General features: G+C 61.1%; 25 protein-coding genes and 1 pseudogene. 16 read left to right on the top strand and 10 right to left on the bottom strand.

Translation table 11 applies throughout. From position 1 onward, the window contains the following. Nucleotides 1-221: 221 nt before the first annotated feature. Nucleotides 222-575 carry a YkgJ family cysteine cluster protein gene (locus BFP89_RS19100; RefSeq protein WP_065886953.1) on the bottom strand — a complete coding sequence of 118 codons (354 nt, stop codon included), beginning with the start codon at nt 573-575 and terminating at the stop codon, nt 222-224. Between the two features lie 114 nt (nt 576-689). Here BFP89_RS19100 and BFP89_RS19095 point away from each other — a divergent pair, with 114 nt between their 5' ends. Further along, nucleotides 690-1,982 (top strand): NAD(P)/FAD-dependent oxidoreductase, encoded by a 1,293-nt coding sequence (locus tag BFP89_RS19095; protein WP_065886952.1) that lies wholly within the window; start codon nt 690-692, stop codon nt 1,980-1,982. Here the strand turns inward: BFP89_RS19095 and BFP89_RS19090 are convergent, their stop codons facing one another. After that, entirely contained in the window at nt 1,983-2,207 is a 225-nt protein-coding gene (locus BFP89_RS19090) for a DUF1127 domain-containing protein (protein WP_065886951.1), read from the bottom strand. It lies immediately after the preceding gene. A gap of 166 nt (nt 2,208-2,373) precedes the next feature. Between BFP89_RS19090 and BFP89_RS19085 the strand changes: the two genes are divergently transcribed. Further along, nucleotides 2,374-3,798 (top strand): aminotransferase-like domain-containing protein, encoded by a 1,425-nt coding sequence (locus tag BFP89_RS19085; RefSeq protein ID WP_065886950.1) that lies wholly within the window; start codon nt 2,374-2,376, stop codon nt 3,796-3,798. Between the two features lie 61 nt (nt 3,799-3,859). Further along, nucleotides 3,860-5,428: a phospholipase D family protein gene (locus BFP89_RS19080; protein ID WP_065886949.1), complete on the top strand. Its 1,569-nt coding sequence runs from the start codon at nt 3,860-3,862 to the stop codon at nt 5,426-5,428. 491 nt (nt 5,429-5,919) lie between these two features. Here the strand turns inward: BFP89_RS19080 and BFP89_RS19075 are convergent, their stop codons facing one another. Next, on the bottom strand, nt 5,920-7,413 hold the full coding sequence (locus tag BFP89_RS19075; protein WP_065886948.1) for an aldehyde dehydrogenase: 1,494 nt from the start codon (nt 7,411-7,413) through the stop codon (nt 5,920-5,922). A 230-nt stretch (nt 7,414-7,643) separates the two neighbouring features. Here BFP89_RS19075 and BFP89_RS19070 point away from each other — a divergent pair, with 230 nt between their 5' ends. Beyond that, nucleotides 7,644-8,006 (top strand): cupin domain-containing protein, encoded by a 363-nt coding sequence (locus BFP89_RS19070; protein WP_065886947.1) that lies wholly within the window; start codon nt 7,644-7,646, stop codon nt 8,004-8,006. A 71-nt stretch (nt 8,007-8,077) separates the two neighbouring features. On the opposite strand, the gene rpmG is transcribed toward BFP89_RS19070, so the two are convergent. After that, nucleotides 8,078-8,233 carry a 50S ribosomal protein L33 gene (gene rpmG / locus BFP89_RS19065; protein WP_003176906.1) on the bottom strand — a complete coding sequence of 52 codons (156 nt, stop codon included), beginning with the start codon at nt 8,231-8,233 and terminating at the stop codon, nt 8,078-8,080. Between the two features lie 11 nt (nt 8,234-8,244). Next, nucleotides 8,245-8,478 (bottom strand): 50S ribosomal protein L28, encoded by a 234-nt coding sequence (gene rpmB / locus BFP89_RS19060; protein ID WP_003176907.1) that lies wholly within the window; start codon nt 8,476-8,478, stop codon nt 8,245-8,247. A gap of 458 nt (nt 8,479-8,936) precedes the next feature. Between rpmB and BFP89_RS19055 the strand changes: the two genes are divergently transcribed. Further along, nucleotides 8,937-10,529, top strand: coding sequence for an ABC transporter substrate-binding protein (locus tag BFP89_RS19055; RefSeq protein ID WP_065886946.1), 1,593 nt, complete (start codon nt 8,937-8,939; stop codon nt 10,527-10,529). A gap of 51 nt (nt 10,530-10,580) precedes the next feature. Here the strand turns inward: BFP89_RS19055 and radC are convergent, their stop codons facing one another. Further along, nucleotides 10,581-11,255 carry a RadC family protein gene (radC, locus tag BFP89_RS19050; protein WP_065886945.1) on the bottom strand — a complete coding sequence of 225 codons (675 nt, stop codon included), beginning with the start codon at nt 11,253-11,255 and terminating at the stop codon, nt 10,581-10,583. Nucleotides 11,256-11,409: 154 nt separating this feature from the next. Here radC and coaBC point away from each other — a divergent pair, with 154 nt between their 5' ends. The 4 genes and pseudogenes from coaBC to argB all read left to right on the top strand — a co-directional run bounded on the left by coaBC (nt 11,410) and on the right by argB (nt 15,666). After that, complete coding sequence (gene coaBC, locus BFP89_RS19045) at nt 11,410-12,618, top strand: bifunctional phosphopantothenoylcysteine decarboxylase/phosphopantothenate--cysteine ligase CoaBC (protein WP_065886944.1); 1,209 nt, start codon at nt 11,410-11,412, stop codon at nt 12,616-12,618. A gap of 5 nt (nt 12,619-12,623) precedes the next feature. Next, nucleotides 12,624-13,079, top strand: a complete 456-nt coding sequence (gene dut, locus BFP89_RS19040; protein ID WP_065887079.1) for a dUTP diphosphatase — start codon at nt 12,624-12,626, stop codon at nt 13,077-13,079. A gap of 257 nt (nt 13,080-13,336) precedes the next feature. After that, a pseudogene (locus tag BFP89_RS19035) lies at nt 13,337-14,740 on the top strand (phosphomannomutase/phosphoglucomutase); the annotation flags it as partial. Nucleotides 14,741-14,760: 20 nt separating this feature from the next. Further along, nucleotides 14,761-15,666: an acetylglutamate kinase gene (argB, locus tag BFP89_RS19030; RefSeq protein WP_015886532.1), complete on the top strand. Its 906-nt coding sequence runs from the start codon at nt 14,761-14,763 to the stop codon at nt 15,664-15,666. 131 nt (nt 15,667-15,797) lie between these two features. Here the strand turns inward: argB and pyrE are convergent, their stop codons facing one another. Continuing rightward, entirely contained in the window at nt 15,798-16,442 is a 645-nt protein-coding gene (pyrE, locus tag BFP89_RS19025; RefSeq protein ID WP_015373297.1) for an orotate phosphoribosyltransferase, read from the bottom strand. 82 nt (nt 16,443-16,524) lie between these two features. On the opposite strand from pyrE, the gene BFP89_RS19020 reads away from it, so the two are divergent. Continuing rightward, nucleotides 16,525-17,304, top strand: coding sequence for an exodeoxyribonuclease III (locus BFP89_RS19020; RefSeq protein WP_003195493.1), 780 nt, complete (start codon nt 16,525-16,527; stop codon nt 17,302-17,304). Nucleotides 17,305-17,364: 60 nt separating this feature from the next. Here BFP89_RS19020 and BFP89_RS19015 read toward each other — a convergent pair whose 3' ends face one another. Further along, entirely contained in the window at nt 17,365-17,733 is a 369-nt protein-coding gene (locus BFP89_RS19015) for a DUF4870 domain-containing protein (RefSeq protein ID WP_057723312.1), read from the bottom strand. A gap of 22 nt (nt 17,734-17,755) precedes the next feature. Further along, nucleotides 17,756-18,478, bottom strand: coding sequence for a ribonuclease PH (gene rph, locus BFP89_RS19010; RefSeq protein WP_016975928.1), 723 nt, complete (start codon nt 18,476-18,478; stop codon nt 17,756-17,758). A 289-nt stretch (nt 18,479-18,767) separates the two neighbouring features. Here rph and BFP89_RS19005 point away from each other — a divergent pair, with 289 nt between their 5' ends. From BFP89_RS19005 to BFP89_RS18980, 6 genes are all read left to right on the top strand, one after another. Next, complete coding sequence (locus BFP89_RS19005) at nt 18,768-19,631, top strand: YicC/YloC family endoribonuclease (RefSeq protein WP_065886942.1); 864 nt, start codon at nt 18,768-18,770, stop codon at nt 19,629-19,631. Nucleotides 19,632-19,641: 10 nt separating this feature from the next. Beyond that, complete coding sequence (gene gmk, locus BFP89_RS19000) at nt 19,642-20,262, top strand: guanylate kinase (RefSeq protein WP_065886941.1); 621 nt, start codon at nt 19,642-19,644, stop codon at nt 20,260-20,262. Nucleotides 20,263-20,429: 167 nt separating this feature from the next. After that, nucleotides 20,430-20,693, top strand: coding sequence for a DNA-directed RNA polymerase subunit omega (gene rpoZ / locus BFP89_RS18995; RefSeq protein ID WP_003176920.1), 264 nt, complete (start codon nt 20,430-20,432; stop codon nt 20,691-20,693). A 60-nt stretch (nt 20,694-20,753) separates the two neighbouring features. Then, complete coding sequence (gene spoT, locus BFP89_RS18990) at nt 20,754-22,859, top strand: bifunctional GTP diphosphokinase/guanosine-3',5'-bis pyrophosphate 3'-pyrophosphohydrolase (RefSeq protein WP_058424246.1); 2,106 nt, start codon at nt 20,754-20,756, stop codon at nt 22,857-22,859. Between the two features lie 39 nt (nt 22,860-22,898). Next, a complete protein-coding gene (locus BFP89_RS18985; RefSeq protein WP_003176922.1) occupies nt 22,899-23,279 on the top strand; it encodes a RidA family protein in 381 nt (126 codons plus the stop codon). A gap of 56 nt (nt 23,280-23,335) precedes the next feature. Then, nucleotides 23,336-24,076, top strand: a complete 741-nt coding sequence (locus BFP89_RS18980) for a hypothetical protein (protein ID WP_065886940.1) — start codon at nt 23,336-23,338, stop codon at nt 24,074-24,076. Between the two features lie 127 nt (nt 24,077-24,203). Here the strand turns inward: BFP89_RS18980 and BFP89_RS18975 are convergent, their stop codons facing one another. Continuing rightward, entirely contained in the window at nt 24,204-25,055 is an 852-nt protein-coding gene (locus tag BFP89_RS18975) for an SDR family oxidoreductase (RefSeq protein ID WP_065886939.1), read from the bottom strand. Between the last annotated feature and the right edge of the window lie 100 nt (nt 25,056-25,155).

Here is a 25,155-nt window from a genome sequence, read left to right as displayed (position 1 = left end):
TTTGCGCTTTTCAAAAGTGAGCCGCTGTAAAAGCGGAACCCATAGCAGCCGTTACCGCAGAAACGGATATGTACCCGGTCCAATCCAACATCCTAGTCGGCTCTGAGGCCGCCATCGGGGGCAAGCCCCCTCCCACATTTGGACCGAGGTGTATCAGATGGGTAACCGTCGGTTGACAGGCCACCACGGGAGCCCCCTCCCACACTGACCAATTACATCCGCTACACCAGTACCTGTCGGGTACTCGCCATGTACGCGTGGATCTGCTTTTCAACCCGTGGATGAATCAGTTCCACCGGCCGCCGGCCATTGGGGCACGGCAAGGTCTTGGTGGTGCCGAACAGGCGACAGATCAGCGGGCGCTCGTCATACACGGTGCAGCCGTCGGGCCCCAGGTGCACGCAATTGAGCTCATCCATGGCCGCTGCCTGCTGGGCAGCTGTCTTGCGCGGCAGGCGCGACATTTCTTCGGGCGAAGTGGTGACCGGCCCACAGCAGTCGTGGCAACCGGGGACACACTCGAACGAAGGAATCTGTCGACGCAGCGCGCTGATTTTCTGACTGTTGCAACTCATCGAAACACACACCGAACCGCGAATAGGCGTGGATTCTGACTCAAAATGCCCCGCGCAGACAGCTTCGTCCGACCGTTGTATCCTGCGTCAAATTTTCCAAACAGGGAGGCTCCCATGATCGCCAGCGCCCGGCACACCGCGTCCTACTACGCCGCCAGCAGCGTGCCGCACCCCGATTACCCGGCGTTGACGGGTGAGGTGCGCGCCGATGTCTGCGTGATTGGCGGGGGATATTCCGGGCTCAACACCGCCCTGGAACTGGCCGAGCGCGGCTTCAGTGTCGTGCTGCTGGAAGCGCGCAAGATCGGTTGGGGCGCCAGTGGGCGTAACGGCGGGCAGCTGATTCGCGGCGTCGGCCATGGCCTTGACCAGTTCGCCAAGGTGATCGGCACCGACGGCGTGCGCCAGATGAAACTGATGGGCCTGGAAGCGGTGGAAATCGTACGCGAGCGCGTCGAGCGCTTCCAGATCCCCTGCGACCTGACCTGGGGCTACTGCGACCTCGCCAACAAGCCCCGCGACCTGCAAGGGCTCGCCGAAGACGCCGAAGAGCTGCGCAGCCTGGGTTATCGCCATCCAGTACGCCTGCTGGAAGCCGGCGAGATGGCCAGCGTGATCGGCTCCGACCGCTATGTAGGCGGAATGATCGACATGGGGTCCGGGCACCTGCACCCGCTCAACCTCGCCCTGGGCGAAGCCGGCGCTGCCCGGCAACTGGGCGTGCAATTGTTCGAGCAGTCCGAGGTGACGCGCATCGACTACGGCGCGCAGGTCAAAGTGCACACCGCCCAGGGCCAGGTACATGCCACGACCCTGGTGCTGGCCTGCAACGCCTACCTCAATGACCTCAACCCGCACTTGAGTGGCAAGATATTGCCCGCCGGCAGCTACATCATCGCCACCGAACCCTTGAGCGAAGCGCTAGCCGCCAGCCTGTTGCCGCAGAACATGGCGGTGTGCGATCAGCGGGTAACCGTGGACTATTTCCGCCTGTCCGCCGATCGCCGCCTGTTGTTCGGCGGCGCCTGCCATTATTCCGGGCGCGACCCGAGCGACATTGGCGCCTATATGCGACCAAAGATGCTGCAAGTGTTCCCGCAATTGGCCAACGTGAAGATCGACTTCCAGTGGGGCGGCATGATCGGCATCGGCGCCAATCGGTTGCCGCAGATCGGGCGCCTGGCGGATCAACCCAATGTGTATTACGCCCAGGCCTACGCAGGCCATGGCCTCAACGCCACGCACCTGGCCGGCAGGTTGCTGGCCGAAGCCATCAGCGGCCAGCAGCAGGGGCGCTTCGACCTGTTCGCCCAGGTGCCGCATATGACCTTCCCGGGTGGTAAACACCTGCGCTCGCCGCTGCTGGCCCTGGGGATGCTCTGGCACCGCCTCAAGGAACTGGTCTGATCAATTGCGCCAGAAAGCCTTCAAGCCTTCATGGCGTGCCTGCTCTGCCGTCAGCCCCACATCGCGCAATTGCTCTGGCGTCAGCGTGAGCAAGGCCTTGCGTGTATGACGGCGGCGCCGGAACAGGCTCCAGCGGTTGTCGCCAGGCAGAGTTGGCGCCCGCTCCTGCTCGGCTTCCAGTTCCTGGCTATGTAACGCCAGCCGCACATCGCTCATGCCATTCATTTTGCCGCCCCTCGTTGGCTTGCCGCCTTGAGTGGCTAGAATGAGCGCGCGAGCAAAACCAATACAGATTCAACCTCCCTTTATTTAATCCATACAGACACTGCCTATGTACCGCTGAATCCTGTATTTTGCGCCTATCTGTACTGGTCTGCTGGGAGTGACCGCCGTGACCCTCTACGTCAACCTCGCCGAATTGCTGGGCACCCGCATCGAACAAGGCTTCTATCGCCCCGGCGACCGTCTGCCTTCCGTACGCGCATTGAGTGTGGAACACGGGGTCAGCCTGAGCACCGTGCAGCAAGCCTATCGATTGCTGGAAGACAATGGCCTGGCGATGCCCAAGCCCAAGTCCGGCTATTTTGTGCCGGCGGGGCGTGAACTGCCGGCGCTGCCCGAGGTGGGTCGCCCGGCCCAGCGGCCGGTAGAGATTTCCCAGTGGGACCAGGTGCTGGAATTGATTCGTGCCGTGCCGCGCAAGGACACCATACAGTTGGGCCGTGGCATGCCGGATGTGTTATCGCCCACCCTCAAGCCATTGCTTCGCAGCCTGGCCCGCGTCAGCCGCCGCCAGGATCTGCCGGGGCTTTACTACGACAACATCATGGGCTGTATGGAATTACGCGAACAAATCGCGCGACTGTCGTTGGATTCCAGTTGCCAGCTGACGGCCGAGGATATCGTCATCACCACCGGCTGCCACGAGGCGTTGTCCGCCAGTATCCACGCGATTTGCGAGCCCGGCGATATCGTTGCGGTGGATTCGCCAAGTTTCCACGGCGCCATGCAGACCCTCAAGGGCCTGGGCATGAAAGCCCTGGAAATCCCCACCGACCCGATCACCGGCATCAGCCTTGAAGCCCTGGAACTGGCGCTGGAACAGTGGCCGATCAAAGTTATCCAGCTCACTCCCAATTGCAACAACCCATTGGGCTACATCATGCCGGAGGCGCGCAAACGCGCACTGCTGACCCTGGCCCAGCGCTTCGACGTGGCGATCATCGAGGACGATGTGTATGGCGAACTGGCCTACAGCTACCCGCGCCCGCGCACGATCAAATCCTTCGACGAAGACGGCCGCGTCCTGCTGTGCAGTTCGTTCTCCAAGACCCTGGCGCCCGGCCTTCGCATTGGCTGGGTCGCGCCGGGGCGCTACCTGGACCGGGTGCTGCACATGAAATACATCAGCACGGGCTCGACCGCCACCCAGCCGCAGATCGCGATTGCGGAATTTCTCAAAGGCGGCTATTTCGAACCGCATTTGCGCCGGATGCGCACGCAATACCAGCGTAATCGCGACCTGATGCTCGACTGGGTCAGCCGCTACTTCCCCGCCGGTACGCGCGCCAGCCGGCCCCAGGGCAGTTTTATGCTGTGGATAGAATTGCCGGAGGGCTTCGATACCCTCAAGCTCAACCGTACGCTGATGGACCAAGGCGTCCAGGTGGCCGTAGGCAGCATCTTTTCCGCATCCGGCAAATACCGTAACTGCCTGCGTATGAACTACGCTGCCAAACCGACGCCGCAGATTGAAGAGGCGGTGCGCAAGGTCGGTACCGCTGCGCACGCCCTGCTGGCCGAAGCGGCAGACTGACCTTTTCCGAGCAATTGCCGTCATATGCCGACAAACGCCTGACCTGGATGCCGCTTCCTTGATGATTAAACGGCTTTTACCGCTTTTCCTGTTGGGAGCACTGGCACTGGGTGGCTGCGCGACGGCCTACACACCGCGCGTGCCCAGTGATGCGCTACCGGCGGCACAGTCCTCCTTCGGCCGTTCGATCCAGGCCCAGGCGGCGCCTTACCAGGGCCGCTCCGGCTTTCGCCTGCTGCCCAACAGCAGCGAAGCGTTCATGGCCCGCGCCGAACTGATCCGCAATGCCCAGACCAGCCTCGACCTGCAGTACTACATCGTGCATGACGGTATCAGCACGCGCATGCTGGTGGATGAACTGCTCAAGGCCGCCGACCGCGGCGTGCGCGTGCGCATCCTGCTGGACGACACCACCAGCGACGGGCTCGACCAGATCATCGCAACGCTTGCCGCCCACGCCAACATCGACATTCGCCTGTTCAACCCGCTGCACCTGGGCCGCAGCACCGGCGTGACACGTGCCATGGGGCGCCTGTTCAACCTGTCGCTGCAACACCGGCGCATGCACAACAAACTGTGGCTGGCAGACAACAGCGTGGCGATCGTGGGCGGGCGCAACCTGGGGGATGAGTATTTCGATGCCGAACCCAACCTGAATTTCACCGATATCGACATGCTCAGTGTCGGGCCGGTGGCCGAGCAATTGGGTCACAGTTTCGATCAGTACTGGAACAGCGCGCTGAGCAAGCCTATCGATGAGTTTGTCTCAACGATGCCTTCCAGGATCGACCTCGCTGTCGCGCGTGGGCGCCTGGAGGCCTCGCTGACCCAATCGCGCCAGCAGAACCACGCCCTGTATAACCGCCTGCGCACCTACCAGACCCAGCCGCGCATGGATATCTGGCGACGAGAGCTGATCTGGGCCTGGAACCAGGCGCTGTGGGATGCCCCGAGCAAGGTGCTGGCCAGGGCCGACCCGGACCCGCAATTGCTCCTCACCACGCAACTGGCGCCGGAGCTGGAAGGTGTCAGCCGTGAGCTGATCATGATTTCGGCGTACTTCGTTCCCGGGCCGCCCGGGCTGGTGTACCTGACGGGCCGCGCCGATGCGGGCGTGTCGGTGAACCTTTTGACCAACTCCCTCGAAGCCACCGATGTACCCGCCGTGCACGGCGGCTACGCGCCCTATCGCAAGGCGCTGCTGGAGCATGGCGTGAAACTCTATGAGCTGCGTCGACAACCCGGCGACCCCAGCGCAAGCAGCGGACCGCACCTGTTTCGTCGCGGCAGCCTGCATGGCTCCGACTCCAGCCTGCACAGCAAAGCGATGATTTTCGATCGGGAAAAATCGTTTATTGGCTCGTTCAATTTCGATCCGCGCTCGGTGCTGTGGAACACCGAAGTCGGCGTACTGGTGGACAGCCCGGAACTGGCGGAACACGTGCGCAACCTCGCGCTGCAAGGGATGGCGCCAGCGCTGAGCTACGAGGCGAAACTGCAGGATGGGCAGATCGTGTGGGTGACGGAAGATAACGGCCAGTTGCACACCCTGACCCGGGAGCCCGGCAGTTGGTGGCGCCGGTTCAATGCCTGGTTCGCCACCAGTGTCGGCCTGGAGCGCATGCTCTAGAAATCAGGTATACCCCATGTGGGAGGGGGCTTGCCCCCGATTGCCATACGTATCTACACACCACCGTAGCACCCAACCGTAACCACGATGCGAAGCGAGTCGCTCTTGATCTGGCTTTTGATCTTGATCTGCTTGTGATCCTAGGCGCCCCGTTAAACCACGCTGGCCGAACGCAGGCTTGAATCCGTGGGTAACCCGGCAGGACGCCGGGTTAGCCGCACTGGGCCAGGGATGGCCCATTGCGGCGGCCCACGGATTCAAGCCTGCGTTCGGGCACACCGAGCCTAAGCGAGGTGCCGAGTGGTGGGGCAAGAGCGTTTTGCTTACTTTTGCGCTTTTCAAAAGTGAGCCGCTGTAAAAGCGGAACCCTAAGCAGCCGTTACCGCAGAAACGGATATTTACTCAACCCAATCCAACACCCTGGTCGGCCCAGAGGCCGCCATCGGGGGCAAGCCCCCTCCCACCGTTGCCCTGTGCTGTTTCCAGCAGGGTTACAGCTTGATCCAGGTCGCCTTCAGTTCGGTGTATTTGTCGAACGCATGCAGCGATTTATCGCGACCGTTACCCGACTGCTTGAAGCCCCCGAACGGAGCGGTCATGTCGCCGCCGTCGTACTGGTTGACCCACACGCTACCGGCACGCAGGGCCTTGGCAGTCAGGTGCGCCTTGGAAATATCCGCCGTCCACACCGCCGCCGCCAGGCCATATTGGGTGTCGTTGGCGATGGCGATAGCTTCTTCGGCGCTGTCGAAGGTGATTACCGACAGTACCGGACCGAAGATTTCCTCTTGGGCAATTTTCATGGCGTTGGTCACACCGTCGAAAATGGTCGGCTGGACGTAGGTGCCACCGGTTTCTTCCAGCGTGCGCTTGCCACCGGCGACCAGCTTGGCGCCATCGGCATGGCCCGCTTCGATGTACGAGAGCACGTTGTTCATCTGCTGGGTGTCCACCAGCGCACCCACGTTGGTGGCAGGGTCCAGCGGGTTACCGGGCTTCCAACCCTTGAGGGCCTCGATGACCAGCGGCAGGAAGGTGTCCTTGATCGAACGCTCCACCAGCAGGCGCGAACCGGCAGTGCAGACTTCGCCCTGGTTGAAGGCGATGGCGCTGGCGGCGGAGTTGGCGGCGGCTTGCAGGTCCGGCGCATCGGCAAACACAATGTTCGGGCTCTTGCCGCCAGCTTCCAGCCACACGCGCTTCATGTTCGATTCGCCGGAGCGGATCAACAGCTGCTTGGCAATTTTGGTGGAGCCGGTAAACACCAGGGTGTCCACGTCCATGTGCACCGCCAGCGCGTTACCAACGGTGTGGCCATAGCCCGGCAGCACGTTGAGCACGCCTTTTGGAATGCCGGCTTCAACGGCCAGGGCGGCGATACGGATGGCGGTCAGCGGGGACTTTTCCGACGGCTTGAGAATTACCGAGTTACCGGTCGACAGCGCCGGGCCGAGTTTCCAGCAGGCCATCATCAGCGGGAAGTTCCACGGAACGATCGCACCGACTACGCCGACGGGCTCACGGGTCACCAGCCCCAGTTGGTCATGGGGCGTGGCCGCCACTTCATCGTAGATCTTGTCGATTGCCTCGCCGCTCCAGCTCAGGGCATTGGCGGCGCCGGGGACGTCGATGTTCAGGGCGTCGCTGATCGGCTTGCCCATGTCCAGGGTTTCCAGCAGCGCCAGCTCTTCGGCATTGGCCTTGAGCAGTGCGGCGAAACGGATCATGACGGACTTGCGCTTGGCCGGTGCCAGGCGCGACCAGACCCCGGAATTGAAAGTGGCACGGGCGTTTTCCACGGCACGCTGGGCGTCGGCGGCGTCACAGCTGGCCACGGTGGCGAGCAGACGACCATCGACCGGACTGATGCATTCGAACGTGTCACCGGAAACGGCGGCGGTGTACTCGCCATTGATGTACGCGCGGCCTTCGATTTTCAGGTCCTTGGCGCGTTGTTCCCAGTCGGCACGGGTCAGGGTGGTCATGCAAGTCTGCTCCTCTTATTGGATACAAGGGCCTGGAAGATTGATCCCGGCGCCTCCACGAATGCTTGCCTGGCCAGCCTGCTGTTCGGCTCAAGGCACTTGCCACCCTAAACCAGCGGCTGGGGATGTTTCAATATATTTGACATAACGCCGGCAAACGCCCTTGCGATGTTCATTTTAATAAACATAGACTTTGGGCTCTCCAAACGCAGGCCAGACGGGATAAGCACATGAGCATCCAGGACATCGTCGATTTCAGCCAAGCCAATACCGCCCCCGATCGCTATCGCCCTGCCGCCGAGAAAATCCTCAAGGGCGACCCTGAACAGACGATCTACAACCACTACAACAGCCCCTGCGGGCAAATGAACGCGGGCGTCTGGGAAGGCGAAGTCGGGCAGTGGACGGTCAATTACACCGAGCATGAATACTGCGAGATCGTGCAGGGAGTTTCCGTACTGCGCGATGCCCAAGGCAATGCCAAAACCTTGCGCGCCGGCGACCGCTTCGTCATCCCGGCCGGCTTCAGCGGCACCTGGGAAGTGCTGGAAGCGTGCCGCAAGATCTACGTGGTGTTCGAACAGAAAGCCTGATCAGCGAATCCCAGGCAAAAAAAAGCCCGTATCGTGAGATACGGGCTTTTTTTCACAAGGAAGGAAATCAATTACTTGATTTTGCCTTCTTTGTAGATCACGTGCTTGCGAACGCGCGGGTCGAACATTTTCTTTTCGAGCTTGTCCGGGGTAGTACGCTTGTTCTTGTCGGTAGTGTAGAAGTGACCAGTACCGGCGCTAGAGATCATTCGAATCAATTCACGCATGATAGAGCTCCTTAGATCTTGCCGGCGGCGCGGATTTCGGCCAGCACGACAGTGATGCCACGCTTGTCGATGATACGCATGCCTTTGGCAGATACACGCAGGCGAACAAAACGTTTCTCTTCTTCAACCCAGAAGCGGTGATGCTGCAGGTTCGGCAGGAAACGACGACGGGTTTTGTTATTTGCGTGGGAAATGTTATTCCCAGTCACCGGACCCTTACCGGTAACTTGACAGACTCTCGACATGCCTCAGCCCTCTAAAACCACATGCCCAACCCGGCATGGGTTGGCCGCTTAATCTCTCAGTCATTTGGCGCCAGGCGCCGCGTTTCTTTAGGGTCTTACCGGCTACACCTACAAGCGAAGGAACCGGGCCCCTAGAAAAGAGCGCTGCTTTATACCAGAAAGACCCAGGTGCAACAACAGCGAGTGTGTTTTTACCTGAGCAAATCTCGGCTATTGGCGCCTGAACCGTTGCCAGGAGGGGCCGCTGTAACAGCCGACCGCTCGTCGCACAGAATGATTTTCAGCGCCTGCAAGCACTCTGACCTGCACGTTGAAACGCGCTGAGGCGCCATCAAAACAGCATTTTGGCCAAAAGCACAGGCAAAAATGGGCTAGTCATTTAATCAACAGGCCACTACGGTAGGGCTTTTCCAGACTGCACTCGCAGATGGGCCTTCGATCTGCACAGGAAACCGAATATGCGCCTCGCTGCCCTACCGCTATTGCTAGCCCCCCTTTTCATCGCTCCGATGGCCGTTGCCGCCACCAATTTAAGCGTTTGCACCGAGGCCAGCCCCGAAGGGTTCGACGTGGTGCAGTACAACTCGTTGACCACCACCAACGCCTCGGCGGATGTGCTGATGAACCGTCTGGTGGACTACGACGCTACCGCCGGCAAGCTGGTGCCGAGCCTGGCAGACAGCTGGGACGTCTCCCCGGATGGCCTGACCTACACGTTCAAATTGCACCCGGACGTGAAATTCCATCGCACCGAGTATTTCACCCCCAGCCGCACCCTGACGGCCGAAGACGTGCGCTTCAGCTTCGAACGCATGCTCGACCCGGCCAACCCGTGGCACAAGATCGCCCAAAGCGGCTTTCCCCACGCGCAGTCCCTGCAATTGCCGACGCTGATCAAGAAGATCGATGCCCTCGACCCGCTGACCGTGCGCTTCACCCTGGATCACGCCGATTCCACGTTTCTTGCAGCGCTGAGCATGGGCTTTGCCTCGATCTACCCGGCCGAATATGCCGACAAACTGCTCAAGGCCGGCACCCCGGAGAAGCTCAACAGCCAGCCCGTCGGCACCGGCCCGTTCGTTTTCGTGCGTTTCCAGAAGGATGCGGTGGTGCGCTACAAGGCCAATCCGGACTACTTCGCCGGCAAACCGACTGTGGATAACCTGATCTTCGCCATTACGCCGGATGCCAATGTGCGCCTGCAGAAACTGCACCGCGACGAGTGCCAGATCGCCCTGTCGCCCAAGCCCCTGGATGTGGGCGAAGCCGAAAAAGACCCGGCGCTGAAGGTGGAAAAAACCGCCGCCTTCATGACCGCCTTCGTCGCCATCAACAGCCAGCACCCGCCACTGGACAAGCCCGAGGTACGCCAGGCGATCAACCTGGCCTTTGACAAAGGCAGCTACCTGAAGGCGGTATTCGAAGGCACCGCCGAAGCGGCCAATGGGGTTTACCCGCCCAATACCTGGAGCTACGCCAAGGACTTGCCGGGTTATCCACAAGACCTTGCCAAAGCCAAGGCGCTGTTGAACCGCGCCGGCCTCAAGGACGGCTTCAAAACCACAATCTGGACCCGCCCTACCGGCAGCCTGCTGAACCCCAACCCGAATCTTGGCGCTCAATTGCTGCAGGCCGATCTGGCCAAGGTCGGCATCCAGGCCGACATCCGCGTGATCGAGTGGGGCGAGTTGATTCGCCGCGCCAAAGCCGGCGAACACGACCTGCTCTTCATGGGCTGGGCCGGTGACAATGGCGACCCGGATAACTTCCTGACCCCGCAATTTTCCTGCGCAGCCGTCAAATCCGGTACCAACTTCGCCCGCTACTGTGACCCTGCGCTGGACAAGCTGATCAGCGCCGGCAAGACCACCAGCGAACAGGGCGTGCGCACCAAGCTCTACCAGCAGGCCCAGGCGCAGATCCAGCAGCAGGCGCTGTGGCTGCCCCTGGCGCACCCCACGGCGTTTGCCCTGACACGCAAGAATATCGAGGGCTATCAGGTGAGCCCGTTTGGCCGGCAGGATTATTCCAAGGTCAGCGTCAAGCCTTGAGCTGCAAGCTGCAAGCCGACTTGTGGCTTGCAGCTCTAAACGTGCAGCCCCCTACATCCATCCGTATTCCGCCATCGACAACGGATCACCATCGCCCACGATGATGTGGTCCAACACCCGCACGTCCACCATTTCCAGGGCTTTTTGTAGAACCTTGGTCAATTTTCGATCAGCCGGGCTGGGGTCCACGCTTCCCGAAGGATGGTTGTGGCACAGGATCAACGCTGCCGCGTTATACGCCAGCGCACGCTTGACCACTTGCCGGGGATAGACCAGGGCGGTATCGATGGTGCCTTCGCAGAGCGCCTCGAAACCCAGCACCCGATGCTTGGAGTCGAGAAACAGGCAGCCAAACACTTCGTGAGACTCATGACGCAGCAGCGCCTTGAGATATTCGCGTACGGCCAGCGGGCTTTCCAGCACCGAATCGTTGCGCAGGCGCTCGGCCATGTGGCGCCGGGACATTTCCAGCACCGCCTGCAATTGGGCAAACTTCGCCGGCCCCAGGCCCAGTTGCTGATTGAACAGCGCCTGGCTGGCCTCCAGCAGCGGGCGCAACCCACCGAATTGCGCCAGCAGATGACGCGCCAGGTCCACGGCGCTCCTGCCGGATACGCCAGTGCGCAGGAAAATCGCCAGCAATTCGGCATCGGACAGACTGGCCGCGCCCCACTCCAACAGCTTCTCTCGCGGCCGCTCGGCAGCAGGCCAATTGCGAATACTCATCCCACCTCCTTTCCATGATGTACGCCGTATGCGCCGCTGTTGCCGGGCGGACGCTGTGTTATCGTAGGCCCTCTTTTTTGCATGCGATTTCACCTGGGGAGGGGTCATCGCAGGCGTCACTGAACTGGCTTCACTGAACTGGAAAGGCAAACCAATGCAGCGTCTGTATCGGAAACGCGTCGTTCTCGGCGTCGGCGGCGGCATTGCCGCCTACAAGAGCGCGGAACTGGTTCGCAGGCTCCTGGACCAGGGCGCCGAAGTGCGCGTGGTCATGACCCGTGGTGGCAGTGAGTTCATCACCCCGCTGACCATGCAGGCCTTGTCCGGCCACCCGGTTCACCTGGACCTGCTGGACCCGGCGGCCGAAGCCGCCATGGGCCATATCGAACTGGCCAAATGGGCCGACCTGGTGCTCATCGCGCCGGCGACCGCCGACCTGATCGCGCGCCTGGCCCAGGGCATCGCCGATGACTTGCTGACCACCCTGGTACTGGCCACCGACGCCACCGTCGCCATTGCCCCGGCGATGAACCAGGCCATGTGGCGCGACCCGGCCACCCAGGCCAACACCCAACTCCTGCAAAGCCGTGGCCTCAAGGTCTTCGGCCCGGCGTCCGGCAGCCAGGCCTGCGGCGACGTCGGCATGGGCCGCATGCTCGAAGCCACCGACCTGGCGCTGTGTGCCGCCGAATGCTTCCAGCACCTGGCCCTGACCGGCAAACACGTACTGATCACCGCGGGCCCGACTCAGGAAAACATCGACCCGGTGCGCTACATCACCAACCATAGCTCAGGAAAAATGGGCTTTGCCCTGGCTGAAGCTGCGGTTGAGGCAGGCGCACGTGTGACCCTGATCACCGGCCCGGTGCATTTACCGACGCCCGATCGTGTGACCCGAATCGACGTAGTCAGCGCCCGCGACATGCTGGCGGCCTGTGAAGCGGCGATTCCGTGCGACCTGTTCATCGCCTCGGCAGCGGTTGCGGACTACCGGCCGGAAGTTGTTGCACCGCAAAAGCTCAAGAAAGACCCTACAAGCGGCGATGGTCTGCTCCTGCAAATGGTGCGCAACCCAGACATTCTGGCCACCATCGCCACACGTGCGGACCGTCCGTTCAGCGTCGGCTTCGCCGCCGAGACCGAACATTTGCTGGACTACGCCGCGCGCAAATTGAAAGACAAAAACCTCGACCTGATCGTTGCCAATGATGTCGCCAACCCGAGCATCGGCTTCAACAGTGAGGAAAATGCCATCAGCGTGATCGACCGCGAGTTGCACGCCACCGTTTTCGCCCAGACCAGCAAGGGCAAGATTGCCCGCCAACTGATCTCTTTTATCGCCCAACGGCTGAACCAGGTTTAATGTCCATGCACGCTTTGCAAGCCAAGATCCTCGACCCACGTATCGGTAGCCAATTCCCCCTTCCGGCCTACGCCACCCCAGGCTCCGCCGGCCTGGACCTGCGCGCCATGCTCCAGCAGGACACGGTCCTGGAGCCGGGCCAGACGATCCTGATCCCCACCGGCCTGTCGATCTACGTCGGCGACCCGGGCCTGGCGGCCCTGATCCTGCCGCGCTCCGGCCTGGGCCACAAACACGGCATCGTGCTGGGCAATCTGGTGGGCCTGATCGACTCCGACTACCAGGGCGAATTGATGGTGTCGTGCTGGAACCGCGGCCAGACCGCGTTCAACATTGCGGTCGGCGAGCGTATCGCCCAACTGGTGCTGGTGCCGGTGGTCCAGGCGCAGTTCGAACTGGTGCAGGAATTCGACGAAACCCAGCGCGGCGCAGGTGGTTTTGGGCATTCCGGCAGTCACTGACTAAGCTGAACAGGGCCGGGCGCAATTGCCCGGCCAGACGCCACCGCCAGGTTTTTCAGGATGAAGAATGCGCGAAAATTATCAGCGGATTTTATTAAATAAAATCAACAGGTTACGCAGGCATGAGCGCAGAACCGAAGCGCCGATGGCATTTTTACACCACGAACTCTCTGCCGAAAACGTCGTCATACCCTTCAGTTTGAGCCTGCCGGCCAGCCACATCAGGCCAGCCTTGCCCCCTTTCAGATGGAGTTCCCCCCGCGATGAGTACCGCAGCCCGCGTAGCCCCGAGCTTTCCCGACAGCATCTTCCGTGCCTATGACATTCGTGGCGTGGTGCCCAAGACCCTGACCGCCGAAACCGCCTACTGGATTGGCCGCGCCATCGGCTCACAGAGCCTGGCCCAGGGCGAGCCGAACGTGTCGGTCGGTCGTGACGGTCGCCTGTCCGGCCCGGAGCTTGTGGAGCAACTGATCCAGGGCCTGGCGGACAGCGGGTGCCATGTCAGCGACGTCGGCCTGGTGCCCACGCCTGCGCTGTATTACGCCGCCAATGTCCTGGCCGGCAAGTCAGGCGTCATGCTGACCGGTAGCCACAACCCGTCGGACTACAACGGCTTCAAAATCGTTATCGCCGGCGACACCCTCGCCAACGAACAGATCCAGGCCCTGCACACTCGCCTGAAAACCAACGACCTGAGCAGCGGCACCGGCAGCATCACCAAGGTCGATATCCTGCAGCGCTACTCCGACGAAATCACCCGCGACGTCAAACTCGCCCGCCGCCTCAAAGTGGTGGTGGATTGCGGCAACGGCGCGGCCGGCGTAATCGCTCCGCAATTGCTCGAAGCCCTCGATTGTGAAGTGATTCCCCTGTTCTGCGACGTCGACGGCAACTTCCCCAACCACCACCCGGACCCCGGCAAGCCGGAAAACCTGGTGGACCTGATCGCCAAGGTCAAGGAAGTGGGCGCCGACGTCGGCCTGGCCTTCGACGGCGACGGCGACCGCGTAGGCGTGGTGACCGAAACCGGCGAGATCGTGTACCCGGACCGCCTGCTGATGCTGTTCGCCCGTGACGTGGTGGCGCGCAACGCCAACGCCGAAATCATCTTCGACGTGAAGTGCACTCGTCGCCTCACGCCGCTGATCAAGGAATACGGCGGTCGCCCGCTGATGTGGAAGACCGGTCACTCGTTGATCAAAAAGAAAATGAAGGAAACCGGTGCCTTGCTGGCCGGTGAAATGAGCGGTCACGTATTCTTCAAGGAACGCTGGTTCGGTTTCGACGATGGCATTTACAGCGCTGCGCGCCTGCTGGAGATCCTCAGCAAGGAAAAATCCACCGCGCAAGCGCTGTTTCAGACCTTCCCGAATGATATTTCTACGCCAGAGATCAATATCCATGTGACCGAGGAGAGCAAATTCAGCATCATTGACGCATTGCACGACGCGCAATGGGGCGAAGGCGCCAACCTGACCACCATTGATGGTGTGCGAGTCGATTACGCCAAAGGCTGGGGCCTGGTTCGTGCGTCCAACACCACACCGGTGCTGGTGCTGCGTTTCGAGGCGGATACCGAGGCTGAGTTGCAGCGCATCAAGGACGTCTTTCACGTCCAGTTGAAACGTGTTGCCCCTGATCTCCAATTACCGTTCTGATTTTTCTACCGGAGCCCTGAATGACCCTCGAACGCGAAGCCGCTGCCAACACCGCCAAGGTCCTGTCCGAAGCGTTGCCTTACATTCGACGCTACGTCGGCAAGACGCTGGTGATCAAGTACGGCGGCAATGCCATGGAAAGCGACGAGCTGAAAACCGGCTTTGCCCGCGACATCGTGCTGATGAAAGCCGTGGGGATCAACCCGGTTGTCGTCCACGGCGGTGGGCCGCAAATCGGCGACCTGCTCAAGCGTTTGTCGATCGAGAGTCATTTCATCGATGGCATGCGCGTCACTGACGCGCAGACCATGGACGTGGTGGAGATGGTACTCGGTGGCCAGGTCAACAAGGACATCGTCAACCTGATCAACCGCCACGGCGGCAGCGCCATTGGCCTGACCGGCAAGGACGCGGAACTGATCCGCGCGAAAAAACTGACCGTGACGCGCCAGACACCGGAAATGACCCAGCCGGAAATCATCGATATCGGCCAGGTGGGCGAAGTGATCGGCATCAACACCGATCTGCTCAACCTGCTGGTCAAGGGTGACTTCATCCCGGTGATCGCGCCTATCGGCGTGGGCGCCAACGGTGAGTCGTACAACATCAACGCCGACCTGGTGGCGGGCAAGGTGGCCGAGGCACTGAAGGCTGAAAAGCTGATGCTGCTGACCAACATCGCCGGCCTGATGGACAAGGAAGGCAAGGTGCTGACCGGCCTGACGACGCAACAAGTCGACGAACTGATCGCCGATGGCACCATCTACGGCGGCATGCTGCCGAAAATCCGCTGCGCGCTGGAAGCCGTACAAGGCGGCGTCGGCAGCTCGCTGATTTTGGATGGCCGGGTGCCGAATGCGATCCTGCTGGAAATCTTCACCGATACGGGTGTAGGTACGCTGATCAGCAATCGCAAGCGTCCGTAAAAACGCTAAAAAAAATGTGGGAGGGGGCTTGCCCCCGATGGCGGCGTATCAGTTGGAGTATCCAGCACTGATGCACCGCTATCGGGGGCAAGCCCCCTCCCACATTTGCCTGCGCCTGCAATACTTCCGGTTTAAACGCCAAACTGCTCACGGTACGCACGCACCGCCGGCAGGTGCTGCTTGAGCTGCGGATCATCCTCCAGGAACTGCAACACCTGGTTCAACGACACAATGCTCACCACCGGAATGCCGAAGTCACGCTCCACTTCCTGGATCGCCGACAATTCGCCGTTGCCACGCTCCTGGCGGTTCAGCGCGATCAGCACGCCGGCGGCCCTGGCGCCGTCCTGGGAGGCGATGATCTGCATCACCTCGCGGATCGCGGTGCCGGCGGTGATCACGTCATCGATGATCAGCACATCGCCGGTCAACGGGGCTCCGACCAGGCTGCCACCTTCACCATGGGCCTTGGCTTCCTTGCGGTTGAAGCACCACGGCAGGTCCTGCCCATGATGTTCCGCCAGGGCCACCGCCGTCGCCGCAGCCAGGGGAATGCCCTTGTAGGCCGGACCAAACAGCACGTCGAAGGAAATACCGCTTTCAACAATGGCGGCCGCGTAGAAACGCCCCAACTGAGCCAGGGCCGAGCCGGAGTTGAACAAGCCTGCGTTGAAGAAATACGGGCTGGTGCGCCCGGACTTGAGGGTGAACTCACCGAAGCGCAAAACCCCGCGATCGATGGCAAAACGAATGAAATCGCGTTGATACGCCTGCATGAAAAAAGCCTCAGATACCACGGATTTAGCTAATTAGGTGGACGGCGTGTATCATACACGCACGCGATTTTTGGGGCCATTTATGCGGATCATCAGTGTGAACGTTAATGGTATTCAGGCTGCAGTCGAGCGTGGTTTGCTCAGTTGGCTGCAAGCACAGAATGCCGACGTCATCTGCCTGCAGGACACACGCGCCTCCGCCTTTGAACTGGACGACCCAGCCTTCCAACTGGATGGCTACTTCCTTTATGCCTGCGATGCCGAAGTGCCCACCCAAGGTGGCGTGGCTTTGTACTCGCGGTTGCAACCCAAGGCGGTCATCAGCGGCCTCGGCTTCGAGACAGCCGACCGCTATGGGCGTTACCTGCAAGCCGATTTCGACAAGGTCAGCATCGCGACCTTGCTGCTTCCTTCGGGGCAGAACGGCGATGAAGACTTGAACCAGAAATTCAAGCTAATGGACGATTTCGCCCGTTATCTGGATAAACAGCGACGCAAACGTCGCGAGTACATTTATTGTGGCTCGCTGTACGTGGCGCAACAGAAGCTGGATATCAAGAACTGGCGCGACAGCCAGCAATCCCCGGGCTTCCTGGCGCCGGAACGGGCCTGGATGGACGAGATTGTCGGCAACATGGGCTATGTCGACGCCCTGCGCGAAGTCAGCCGTGAAGGCGACCAGTACAGCTGGTGGCCGGATAACGAACAGGCCGAAATGCTCAACCTGGGCTGGCGTTTCGACTACCAGTTGCTGACCCCGGGCCTGCGCCGGTTCGTGCGCAGTGCACGCCTGCCGCGCCAGCCGCGTTTCTCTCAGCACGCGCCGCTGATCGTGGACTACGACTGGACCTTGACCATCTGAGGTCTTTCTCCAGGTACAAAAAAACCGACAGTGATGTCGGTTTTTTTGTGGGCAATCCGCTTACTTGATCAGGCGCCAAGTCCACGGATAACGGTAGGCGATGCCCTTATTCGCCTTGATACCGGCAATGATCGTCAGTATCAACGCGCCAATCACCAGCACGGTCATCAACAAAAAGCCGATGACCACGAAACCCAGCAACAGGCACACCAGCCAGGCGATCGCCACCGTGATCTGGAAGTTCAGGGCTTCCTTGCCCTGATCATCGATCAGCGGGTCCACGTCCTTCTTGAACTGCCACAGGATCAACGGCCCCAACAAACTGCCGAAGGGGAATACCAACCCTGCAAACGCGGCGAAATGACACAACATCGCCAACTGGCGTACTTCCCTGGACGGTGCCGGAACCGGTAACTGGCTGTCATTCATCGCGCTTCTCCTGAGGACCGGCTTAGTCAGCCAGTGCGGCGTTCTGCAGTTCGAAAATTTCCGTCATGCCTTTCTGGGCCAGGGCCAGCATGGCGTTCAGCTCGGCCGGCTGGAATGGCGCGCCTTCGGCGGTGCCCTGCACTTCGATGAAGCCACCGGTGCTGGTCATGACCACGTTCAGGTCGGTCTCGGCGGCCGAGTCTTCCAGGTAGTCCAGGTCCAGCACAGGCTCGCCCTGGTACATGCCGACCGAGACGGCGGCGATCATTTGCTTGAGCGGGTCACCGCCCTTGAGGCCACCGCGCTTCTTGATCACTTTCAGCGCGTCGACCAGGGCCACCATGGCACCGGTAATCGACGCGGTGCGGGTGCCGCCATCAGCCTGGATCACGTCACAGTCGACGTACAGGGTCACGTCGCCCAGCTTGGACATGTCCAGGGCCGCGCGCAGGGAACGGCCGATCAGGCGCTGGATTTCCAGGGTACGCCCGCCCTGCTTGCCACGGCTGGCTTCACGCTGATTACGCTCGCCCGTGGCGCGCGGCAGCATGCCGTACTCGGCGGTCAACCAACCCTGGCCCTGGCCCTTGAGGAAACGCGGCACGCCGTTCTCGACGCTGACGGTGCAGATCACCTTGGTATCACCAAACTCGACCAGTACGGACCCCTCGGCGTGTTTGGTGTAGTTGCGGGTGATGCGGATCGAGCGGAGCTGATCGGCAGCGCGACCACTTGGACGTTTCATAGGGAATTCCTGTACTGAGGACGAAAAACTGCCGAGCATTATAGAGCCGCCAGCCGATTCGGGGCACTTCTAAAAATCCGGTTACGAATACGCGCGTTTGGGCGTGCTCGCCCCACTGCGCTACAATCGCGCCCCTTCGTTACTGTGCAGGAGCGAGCTTGCTCGCGAAAAACGTCAACGATCACGCGCTCCTCCTGATTTAACGCGGCGCCCTGGAGTTCTTCGCGAGCAAGCTCGCTCCTACAGGTCGGCCTGGCCAATCTCTATTTCTCCAACGCGAGGTACCTCCATGGTGCACAGCATGACCGCCTTTGCCCGTGTCGAAAAAGCCGGCGCCCAAGGCACCCTGAGCTGGGAATTGCGCTCGGTCAACAGTCGTTACCTGGAGCCGCATCTACGTCTGCCCGAGTCTTTTCGCGACCTCGAAGGCGCCGTACGTGAAGCGTTGCGCCAGGGCATTTCCCGCGGCAAGCTGGAATGCACCCTGCGCTTTACTGAAGAAACCACCGGCAAACCGCTGCAGGTCGACCGCGACCGCGCCGCGCAACTGGTCGCCGCCGCCGAAACCATTGCCGGCCTGATCAAGCAGCCCGCCGCACTGAACCCCCTGGAAGTCCTGGCCTGGCCCGGCGTGCTGGTGGCCGACGCCGCCGACCCGCAAGCCTTGAACGCCCAGGCGCTGGCACTCTTCACCCAGGGGCTGGACGAACTCAAGGCCGGCCGTGAACGCGAAGGCGCCGAACTGGCCCGCCTGATCAACGAGCGCCTGACGTCGATCGAAGCGGACGTCGTCACCCTGCGCGAACTCGTACCGCAGATGCTCGCCACCCAGCGCCAGAAGGTCCTGGACCGCTTCGCCGACATGCAGGCCGACCTCGACCCCGTGCGCCTGGAGCAGGAGATGGTGCTGCTGGCCCAGAAGAGCGACGTCGCCGAAGAGCTCGATCGCCTGAGCACCCACATCCTCGAAGTGCGCCGCGTGCTCAAGTCCGGCGGTGCCGCCGGTCGGCGCCTGGACTTCCTGATGCAGGAACTCAACCGCGAAGCCAATACACTCGGCTCCAAGGCGTTCGATCCGCGCAGCACCACGGCGGCGGTCAACCTCAAGGTGTTGATCGAGCAGATGCGCGAACAAGTACAGAATATTGAGTAAGGCAACCTCCATGACCCACAGCACCGGCACCCTTTACATCATTTCCGCCCCCTCGGGCGCGGGCAAGAGCAGCCTGGTCAAGGCCCTGACCGACGCTGACGAGCAGATCCGCATCTCGGTTTCCCACACCACCCGCGCCATGCGCCCGGGTGAAGTGAACGGCGTGCACTATCACTTCGTCGAGCGTACCGAGTTCGTCAAGATGATCGAACACGGCGACTTCCTGGAGCGCGCCGAAGTGTTCGGCAACCTCTACGGCACCTCGCAAAGCCACCTGCAGCAGACGCTGGATGAAGGCCATGACCTGATTCTGGAAATCGACTGGCAGGGCGCCGAACAGGTACGCCAGCTGATGCCCAGGGCGCGCTCGATCTTCATCCTGCCGCCCTCGCTTGAAGCCTTGCACCAGCGCCTGACCAACCGCGGCCAGGACAGTGACGAGATCATCGAAGGTCGCATGCGTGAAGCCGTCAGCGAAATGAGCCACTACGTCGACTACGACTACCTGATCATCAATGACGATTTTGCCCACGCGCTGGACGATTTGAAGGCGATTTTCCGCGCCAATCAGCTGCAGCAAAAGCGCCAACAGCAGCGTTTCGGCAAGTTACTCGCCGAACTGCTCGGCTGATTGGCCCTTCCCAAAACGGCTGCAAGGGCTTTACATTGGCACTTGTAGCGGTTTTGCGAGGGCCTGAGAAAAATCAGCGCTTCCCTAAACGCTGGTGATTTTTTAAACTGCTCAGTCCGCTCGCCCAACCGGGCAGCGCGCATCTTGCATTCGCTCCGAGGAATACCATGGCCCGCGTAACCGTTGAAGACTGCCTAGAACACGTGGATAACCGCTTTGAGCTGGTCATGCTCTCTACCAAGCGTGCCCGTCAACTGGCCACTGGCGGCAAAGAGCCCCTGGTCCAGTGGGAAAACGACAAGCCTACCGTTGTGGCCCTGCGCGAAATCGCTGAAGGCCTGATGAGCTACGAGTTCATCGCCAACGCTGAAATCGTTGAAGACGAACCGCTGTTTGCAGCGTTCGAGGACGAGTCCAACGAGGCCGTCTAAGCCTATGCCTGGTCGACGTAGCACGGCGCGGGGTCACAGCCTTCGGCAGGAGTTCACACTTTGCCGAGCATAGACGCCCTCGCCGATCGCTTATCGGCCTACCTCGGCCCCGACCAGGTCAACCTTGTCCGCCGAGCGTATTTCTACGCCGAACAAGCCCACGACGGCCAACGCCGTCGTAGCGGCGAGGCGTATGTCACCCATCCTCTTGCGGTGGCAAACATTCTTGCCGACATGCACATGGACCATCAGAGCCTGATGGCCGCGATGCTGCATGACGTGATCGAAGACACCGGCATCGCCAAGGAAGCGCTCAGCGCGCAATTTGGCGAAACCGTGGCCGAACTGGTCGACGGGGTCAGCAAACTGACCCAGATGAATTTCGAGACCAAGGCCGAAGCCCAGGCGGAAAACTTCCAGAAGATGGCCATGGCCATGGCCCGCGATATCCGCGTGATCCTGGTCAAGCTGGCCGACCGGCTGCACAACATGCGCACGCTGGAAGTGCTCTCCGGCGAAAAACGCCGGCGCATCGCCAAGGAAACCCTGGAAATCTACGCACCCATCGCCAACCGGCTGGGCATGCATGCCATTCGTATCGAGTTCGAAGACCTCGGCTTCAAGGCCATGCACCCCATGCGCTCGGCGCGCATCTACCAGGCGGTCAAGCGCGCCCGGGGCAACCGCAAGGAAATCGTCAACAAGATCGAAGAGTCCCTGAGCCATTGCCTGGCGATCGACGAGATCGAAGGCGAAGTCAGCGGACGGCAGAAACACATCTACGGCATCTACAAGAAGATGCGCGGCAAGCGCCGGGCCTTCAACGAGATCATGGACGTGTATGCGTTCCGGATCATCGTCGACAAGGTCGATACCTGCTACCGCGTGCTGGGCGCTGTACATAATTTGTACAAACCCCTGCCCGGCCGCTTCAAGGATTACATTGCGATCCCCAAGGCCAACGGCTACCAGTCGCTGCACACCACGCTGTTCGGCATGCACGGCGTACCGATCGAGATCCAGATCCGTACCCGCGAAATGGAAGAGATGGCCAACAACGGCATCGCCGCCCATTGGCTGTACAAGTCCAGCGGCGATGAGCAGCCCAAGGGCACCCACGCACGTGCCCGCCAGTGGGTCAAGGGCGTGCTGGAAATGCAGCAACGTGCCGGTAACTCCCTGGAATTCATCGAAAGCGTGAAGATCGACCTGTTCCCGGACGAGGTCTACGTGTTCACGCCCAAAGGCCGCATCATGGAGCTGCCCAAAGGCTCCACAGCGGTCGACTTTGCCTATGCCGTGCACACCGACGTGGGCAACAGCTGCATCGCCTGCCGGATCAATCGTCGCCTCGCGCCGCTGTCCGAACCGCTGCAGAGCGGTTCCACGGTCGAGATCGTCAGTGCACCCGGCGCGCGCCCGAACCCGGCCTGGCTCAACTTCGTAGTCACCGGCAAGGCGCGCACGCACATCCGCCACGCCTTGAAACTGCAGCGCCGTTCCGAGTCCATCAGCCTGGGCGAACGCCTGCTGAACAAGGTCCTCAACGGTTTCGACAGCGCCCTGGACAAGATTCCGCAGGAGCGCGTGCAAGCGATGCTCCACGAGTACCGTCAGGAAACCATCGAAGACCTGCTGGAAGATATCGGCCTGGGCAACCGCATGGCCTACGTGGTTGCGCGCCGCCTGCTCGGCGAGGGCGAACAGTTGCCAAGCCCGGAAGGCCCGCTGGCAATTCGCGGCACCGAGGGCCTGGTGCTCAGCTACGCCAAATGCTGCACACCGATCCCGGGCGATCCGATTGTCGGCCACCTGTCGGCGGGCAAAGGCATGGTGGTGCACCTGGACAACTGCCGCAACATCACCGAAATCCGCCACAACCCGGAAAAATGCATCCAGCTTTCCTGGGCCAAGGATGTTACCGGCGAATTCAACGTCGAGCTGCGCGTGGAGCTGGAGCACCAGCGCGGCTTGATCGCCTTGCTGGCCAGCAGCGTCAACGCGGCCGACGGCAATATCGAGAAAATCAGCATGGACGAACGCGATGGGCGCATCAGCGTGGTCCAGCTGGTGGTCAGCGTGCACGACCGCGTGCACCTGGCCCGCGTGATCAAGAAGCTGCGCGCGCTGACCGGGGTGATTCGCATCACCCGCATGCGTGCATAACCCTGCCAACAAGCCATCGCCCATTACAAGGAGTCATTCATGACCAAGACAGTAATCACCAGCGACAAAGCCCCGGCCGCCATCGGTACTTATTCCCAGGCGATCAAGGCGGGCAACACCGTCTACATGTCCGGCCAGATCCCGCTGGACCCGAAGACCATGGAACTGGTGGAAGGCTTCGAAGCACAGACCGTACAGGTCTTCGAAAACCTCAAGTCCGTGGCTGAAGCGGCCGGCGGCTCGTTCAAGGACATCGTCAAGCTGAACATCTTCCTGACCGACCTGAGCCACTTCGCCAAGGTCAACGAGATCATGGGCAAGTACTTCGAACAGCCGTACCCGGCCCGCGCCGCCATCGGTGTTGCTGCCTTGCCAAAGGGCGCGCAGGTTGAAATGGACGCGATTCTGGTCATCGAGTAAAAACACCCGGCGCAGCTTCAATAGCTGCGCCGACTTCGTTTCAGAAGGATTTAGTCATGCGCAAAGCGCTTGTAGCCTCTTCGTTGCTCGCCCTGCTGCTCGGCGGCTGTGCCAGCAACCCTGCCAATCTGGATGTCAGCGGGACCTGGGTCAACCAGGCCGCCATCGATGCGGCAGCCAAGGGCGGCCCTTTGCGCGAAGCCTTGCAGACCTTTGGCCCGAACCTGGAATGGGAGGTCAACACCAAGGCCTTGCAGGCACGCTACTACAACGGTTTTGAAGTAGCGGAAGGCAAGTTGCTGACTGACAAGCCCGGCGCCTGGAGCGTGGACTTCTACGGCAGCTCGGCCACCGAGCTCAAGCGCAGAGGCAAAAAGCTGCTGCAAGTGGCCAACGACAATGAGCCCGAGCAACTGTTCATGCGCCCCAAGGATCCGGCTCCGGACGGCGCGCCACTGGGTGCCAACTTCGAGCGGGCGCTGTATGCGGCCTACATGGGCGGGGACTGGAAGATCACCGACGGTGTCGGCAATGGCGCCACCGTACAGTTCCAGGCTGATGGCAAGATTGTCGGCCTGCCTGGGGTGGACCGCTATTCCCTGTGCCTGGCAGGCGATTGCGCCTCGATGAGCGGCGGTTATGACAGCATCTGGCTGCAACTGAACGGCGTGGGCAATCCGTGGATCTTTGCGCGCAAGGGCAAGCAACTGGAGATTTTCCAGGCGATCAACACGGCGCAAGCGGATGAAGTGCCGCAGTTCACGCCTGGCCCTCGCCAATGGTTGCTTGAAAAGTAATAACCGACCAGATACGCAGCTGAATGTGGGAGGGGGCTTGCCCCCGATAGCGGTGTATCAGCCAGGACAACGGTGGCTGACCCCCTGATATCGGGGGCAAGCCCCCTCCCACATTCCAGACGGTGTTTCAATCCTTGAGGATGGCGGCATACCCTTCCCGGTAAGTCGGATAGGTCGGTGCCCAACCCAGCGCCTTGGCCCGCGCGTTACTGCATTGCTTGCTGCCCGCCCGCCGCACACTGGCGTCCTCGGACCACTCTGTAACGCCCAAATACTCACGCAACCAGCCCACCACTTCGGCCAAGGGTGCGGGCGCGTCGTCGACGCCGATATAGACCTTGTCCAGCGAACCGCCCTGCTCCACATGACGCAGCAAAAACGCCAGCAAACCCGCCGCGTCATCCGCGTGAATCCGGTTGCCATATAAAGGCGGGTCGATCGCCACGCGGTAGCCCTGGCGAACCTGGGTCAACAGCCACTCACGGCCCGGGCCGTAAATGCCGGTCAATCGCACCACGCTTGCAGGGATGCCGCTGTTGAGCGCCACCTGCTCGGCTTCGAGCATGACCTGGCCGGAATAACCTTTGGCTCGGGTTTCAGAGGTTTCGTCGACCCACTCGCCATTCTGTTGCCCATACACGCTGCTGCTGGACACGAACAGCAGATGCCTGGGCGCCTGGCCGTAATCCTGCAACCACTCCAGCACATGCTTCAAACCCTGCACATACGCTGCGCGATAGCCGGCCTCGTCGTGGTCGGTGGCTGCGGCGCAGTACACCAGGTAATCCACCCCGCCGATCGGCCAGGTCTCAGGGCAGTCTTTATTGAACAGGTCGCCGGCAATGCCGATAACGCCCTCGGGAAGGCGTGAAATATCGCGGCGCAGGCCATGAACCTCCCATCCTCCGGCCAGCAATTGGCTAGCCAGCCGACTACCCACATCACCGCAACCGGCAATCACAACAGAAGGCGCAGACATCATAAAACTCCATTATCAAAGGCCCAGATTAGCCGCGCGAGAGGATCAACGGCCAGTAAAAAGCGAAATAAAGTAACAGTGCCACTTTAGTTAACAAGAA

Source organism: Pseudomonas sp. 31 R 17 (assembly GCF_900004915.1).
GTDB classification, from domain to species: Bacteria; Pseudomonadota; Gammaproteobacteria; order Pseudomonadales; family Pseudomonadaceae; genus Aquipseudomonas; species Aquipseudomonas orientalis_A.
Note: the sequence above shows the minus strand (reverse complement) of the source record. Positions and strands in the feature narration are given on the sequence as shown.

Excerpts from the sequence above, each read along its gene's own strand:
- BFP89_RS19100 (WP_065886953.1), bottom strand. The coding sequence starts at position 575 with ATGAGTTGCAACAGTCAGAAAATCAGCGCGCTGCGTCGACAGATTCCT.
- BFP89_RS19095 (WP_065886952.1), top strand. The coding sequence starts at position 690 with ATGATCGCCAGCGCCCGGCACACCGCGTCCTACTACGCCGCCAGCAGC.
- BFP89_RS19090 (WP_065886951.1), bottom strand. The coding sequence starts at position 2,207 with ATGAATGGCATGAGCGATGTGCGGCTGGCGTTACATAGCCAGGAACTG.
- BFP89_RS19080 (WP_065886949.1), top strand. The coding sequence starts at position 3,860 with ATGATTAAACGGCTTTTACCGCTTTTCCTGTTGGGAGCACTGGCACTG.
- BFP89_RS19075 (WP_065886948.1), bottom strand. The coding sequence starts at position 7,413 with ATGACCACCCTGACCCGTGCCGACTGGGAACAACGCGCCAAGGACCTG.
- BFP89_RS19070 (WP_065886947.1), top strand. The coding sequence starts at position 7,644 with ATGAGCATCCAGGACATCGTCGATTTCAGCCAAGCCAATACCGCCCCC.
- rpmG (WP_003176906.1), bottom strand. The coding sequence starts at position 8,233 with ATGCGTGAATTGATTCGAATGATCTCTAGCGCCGGTACTGGTCACTTC.
- rpmB (WP_003176907.1), bottom strand. The coding sequence starts at position 8,478 with ATGTCGAGAGTCTGTCAAGTTACCGGTAAGGGTCCGGTGACTGGGAAT.
- BFP89_RS19055 (WP_065886946.1), top strand. The coding sequence starts at position 8,937 with ATGCGCCTCGCTGCCCTACCGCTATTGCTAGCCCCCCTTTTCATCGCT.
- radC (WP_065886945.1), bottom strand. The coding sequence starts at position 11,255 with ATGAGTATTCGCAATTGGCCTGCTGCCGAGCGGCCGCGAGAGAAGCTG.
- coaBC (WP_065886944.1), top strand. The coding sequence starts at position 11,410 with ATGCAGCGTCTGTATCGGAAACGCGTCGTTCTCGGCGTCGGCGGCGGC.
- dut (WP_065887079.1), top strand. The coding sequence starts at position 12,624 with ATGCACGCTTTGCAAGCCAAGATCCTCGACCCACGTATCGGTAGCCAA.
- argB (WP_015886532.1), top strand. The coding sequence starts at position 14,761 with ATGACCCTCGAACGCGAAGCCGCTGCCAACACCGCCAAGGTCCTGTCC.
- pyrE (WP_015373297.1), bottom strand. The coding sequence starts at position 16,442 with ATGCAGGCGTATCAACGCGATTTCATTCGTTTTGCCATCGATCGCGGG.
- BFP89_RS19020 (WP_003195493.1), top strand. The coding sequence starts at position 16,525 with ATGCGGATCATCAGTGTGAACGTTAATGGTATTCAGGCTGCAGTCGAG.
- BFP89_RS19015 (WP_057723312.1), bottom strand. The coding sequence starts at position 17,733 with ATGAATGACAGCCAGTTACCGGTTCCGGCACCGTCCAGGGAAGTACGC.
- rph (WP_016975928.1), bottom strand. The coding sequence starts at position 18,478 with ATGAAACGTCCAAGTGGTCGCGCTGCCGATCAGCTCCGCTCGATCCGC.
- BFP89_RS19005 (WP_065886942.1), top strand. The coding sequence starts at position 18,768 with ATGGTGCACAGCATGACCGCCTTTGCCCGTGTCGAAAAAGCCGGCGCC.
- gmk (WP_065886941.1), top strand. The coding sequence starts at position 19,642 with ATGACCCACAGCACCGGCACCCTTTACATCATTTCCGCCCCCTCGGGC.
- rpoZ (WP_003176920.1), top strand. The coding sequence starts at position 20,430 with ATGGCCCGCGTAACCGTTGAAGACTGCCTAGAACACGTGGATAACCGC.
- BFP89_RS18985 (WP_003176922.1), top strand. The coding sequence starts at position 22,899 with ATGACCAAGACAGTAATCACCAGCGACAAAGCCCCGGCCGCCATCGGT.
- BFP89_RS18980 (WP_065886940.1), top strand. The coding sequence starts at position 23,336 with ATGCGCAAAGCGCTTGTAGCCTCTTCGTTGCTCGCCCTGCTGCTCGGC.
- BFP89_RS18975 (WP_065886939.1), bottom strand. The coding sequence starts at position 25,055 with ATGTCTGCGCCTTCTGTTGTGATTGCCGGTTGCGGTGATGTGGGTAGT.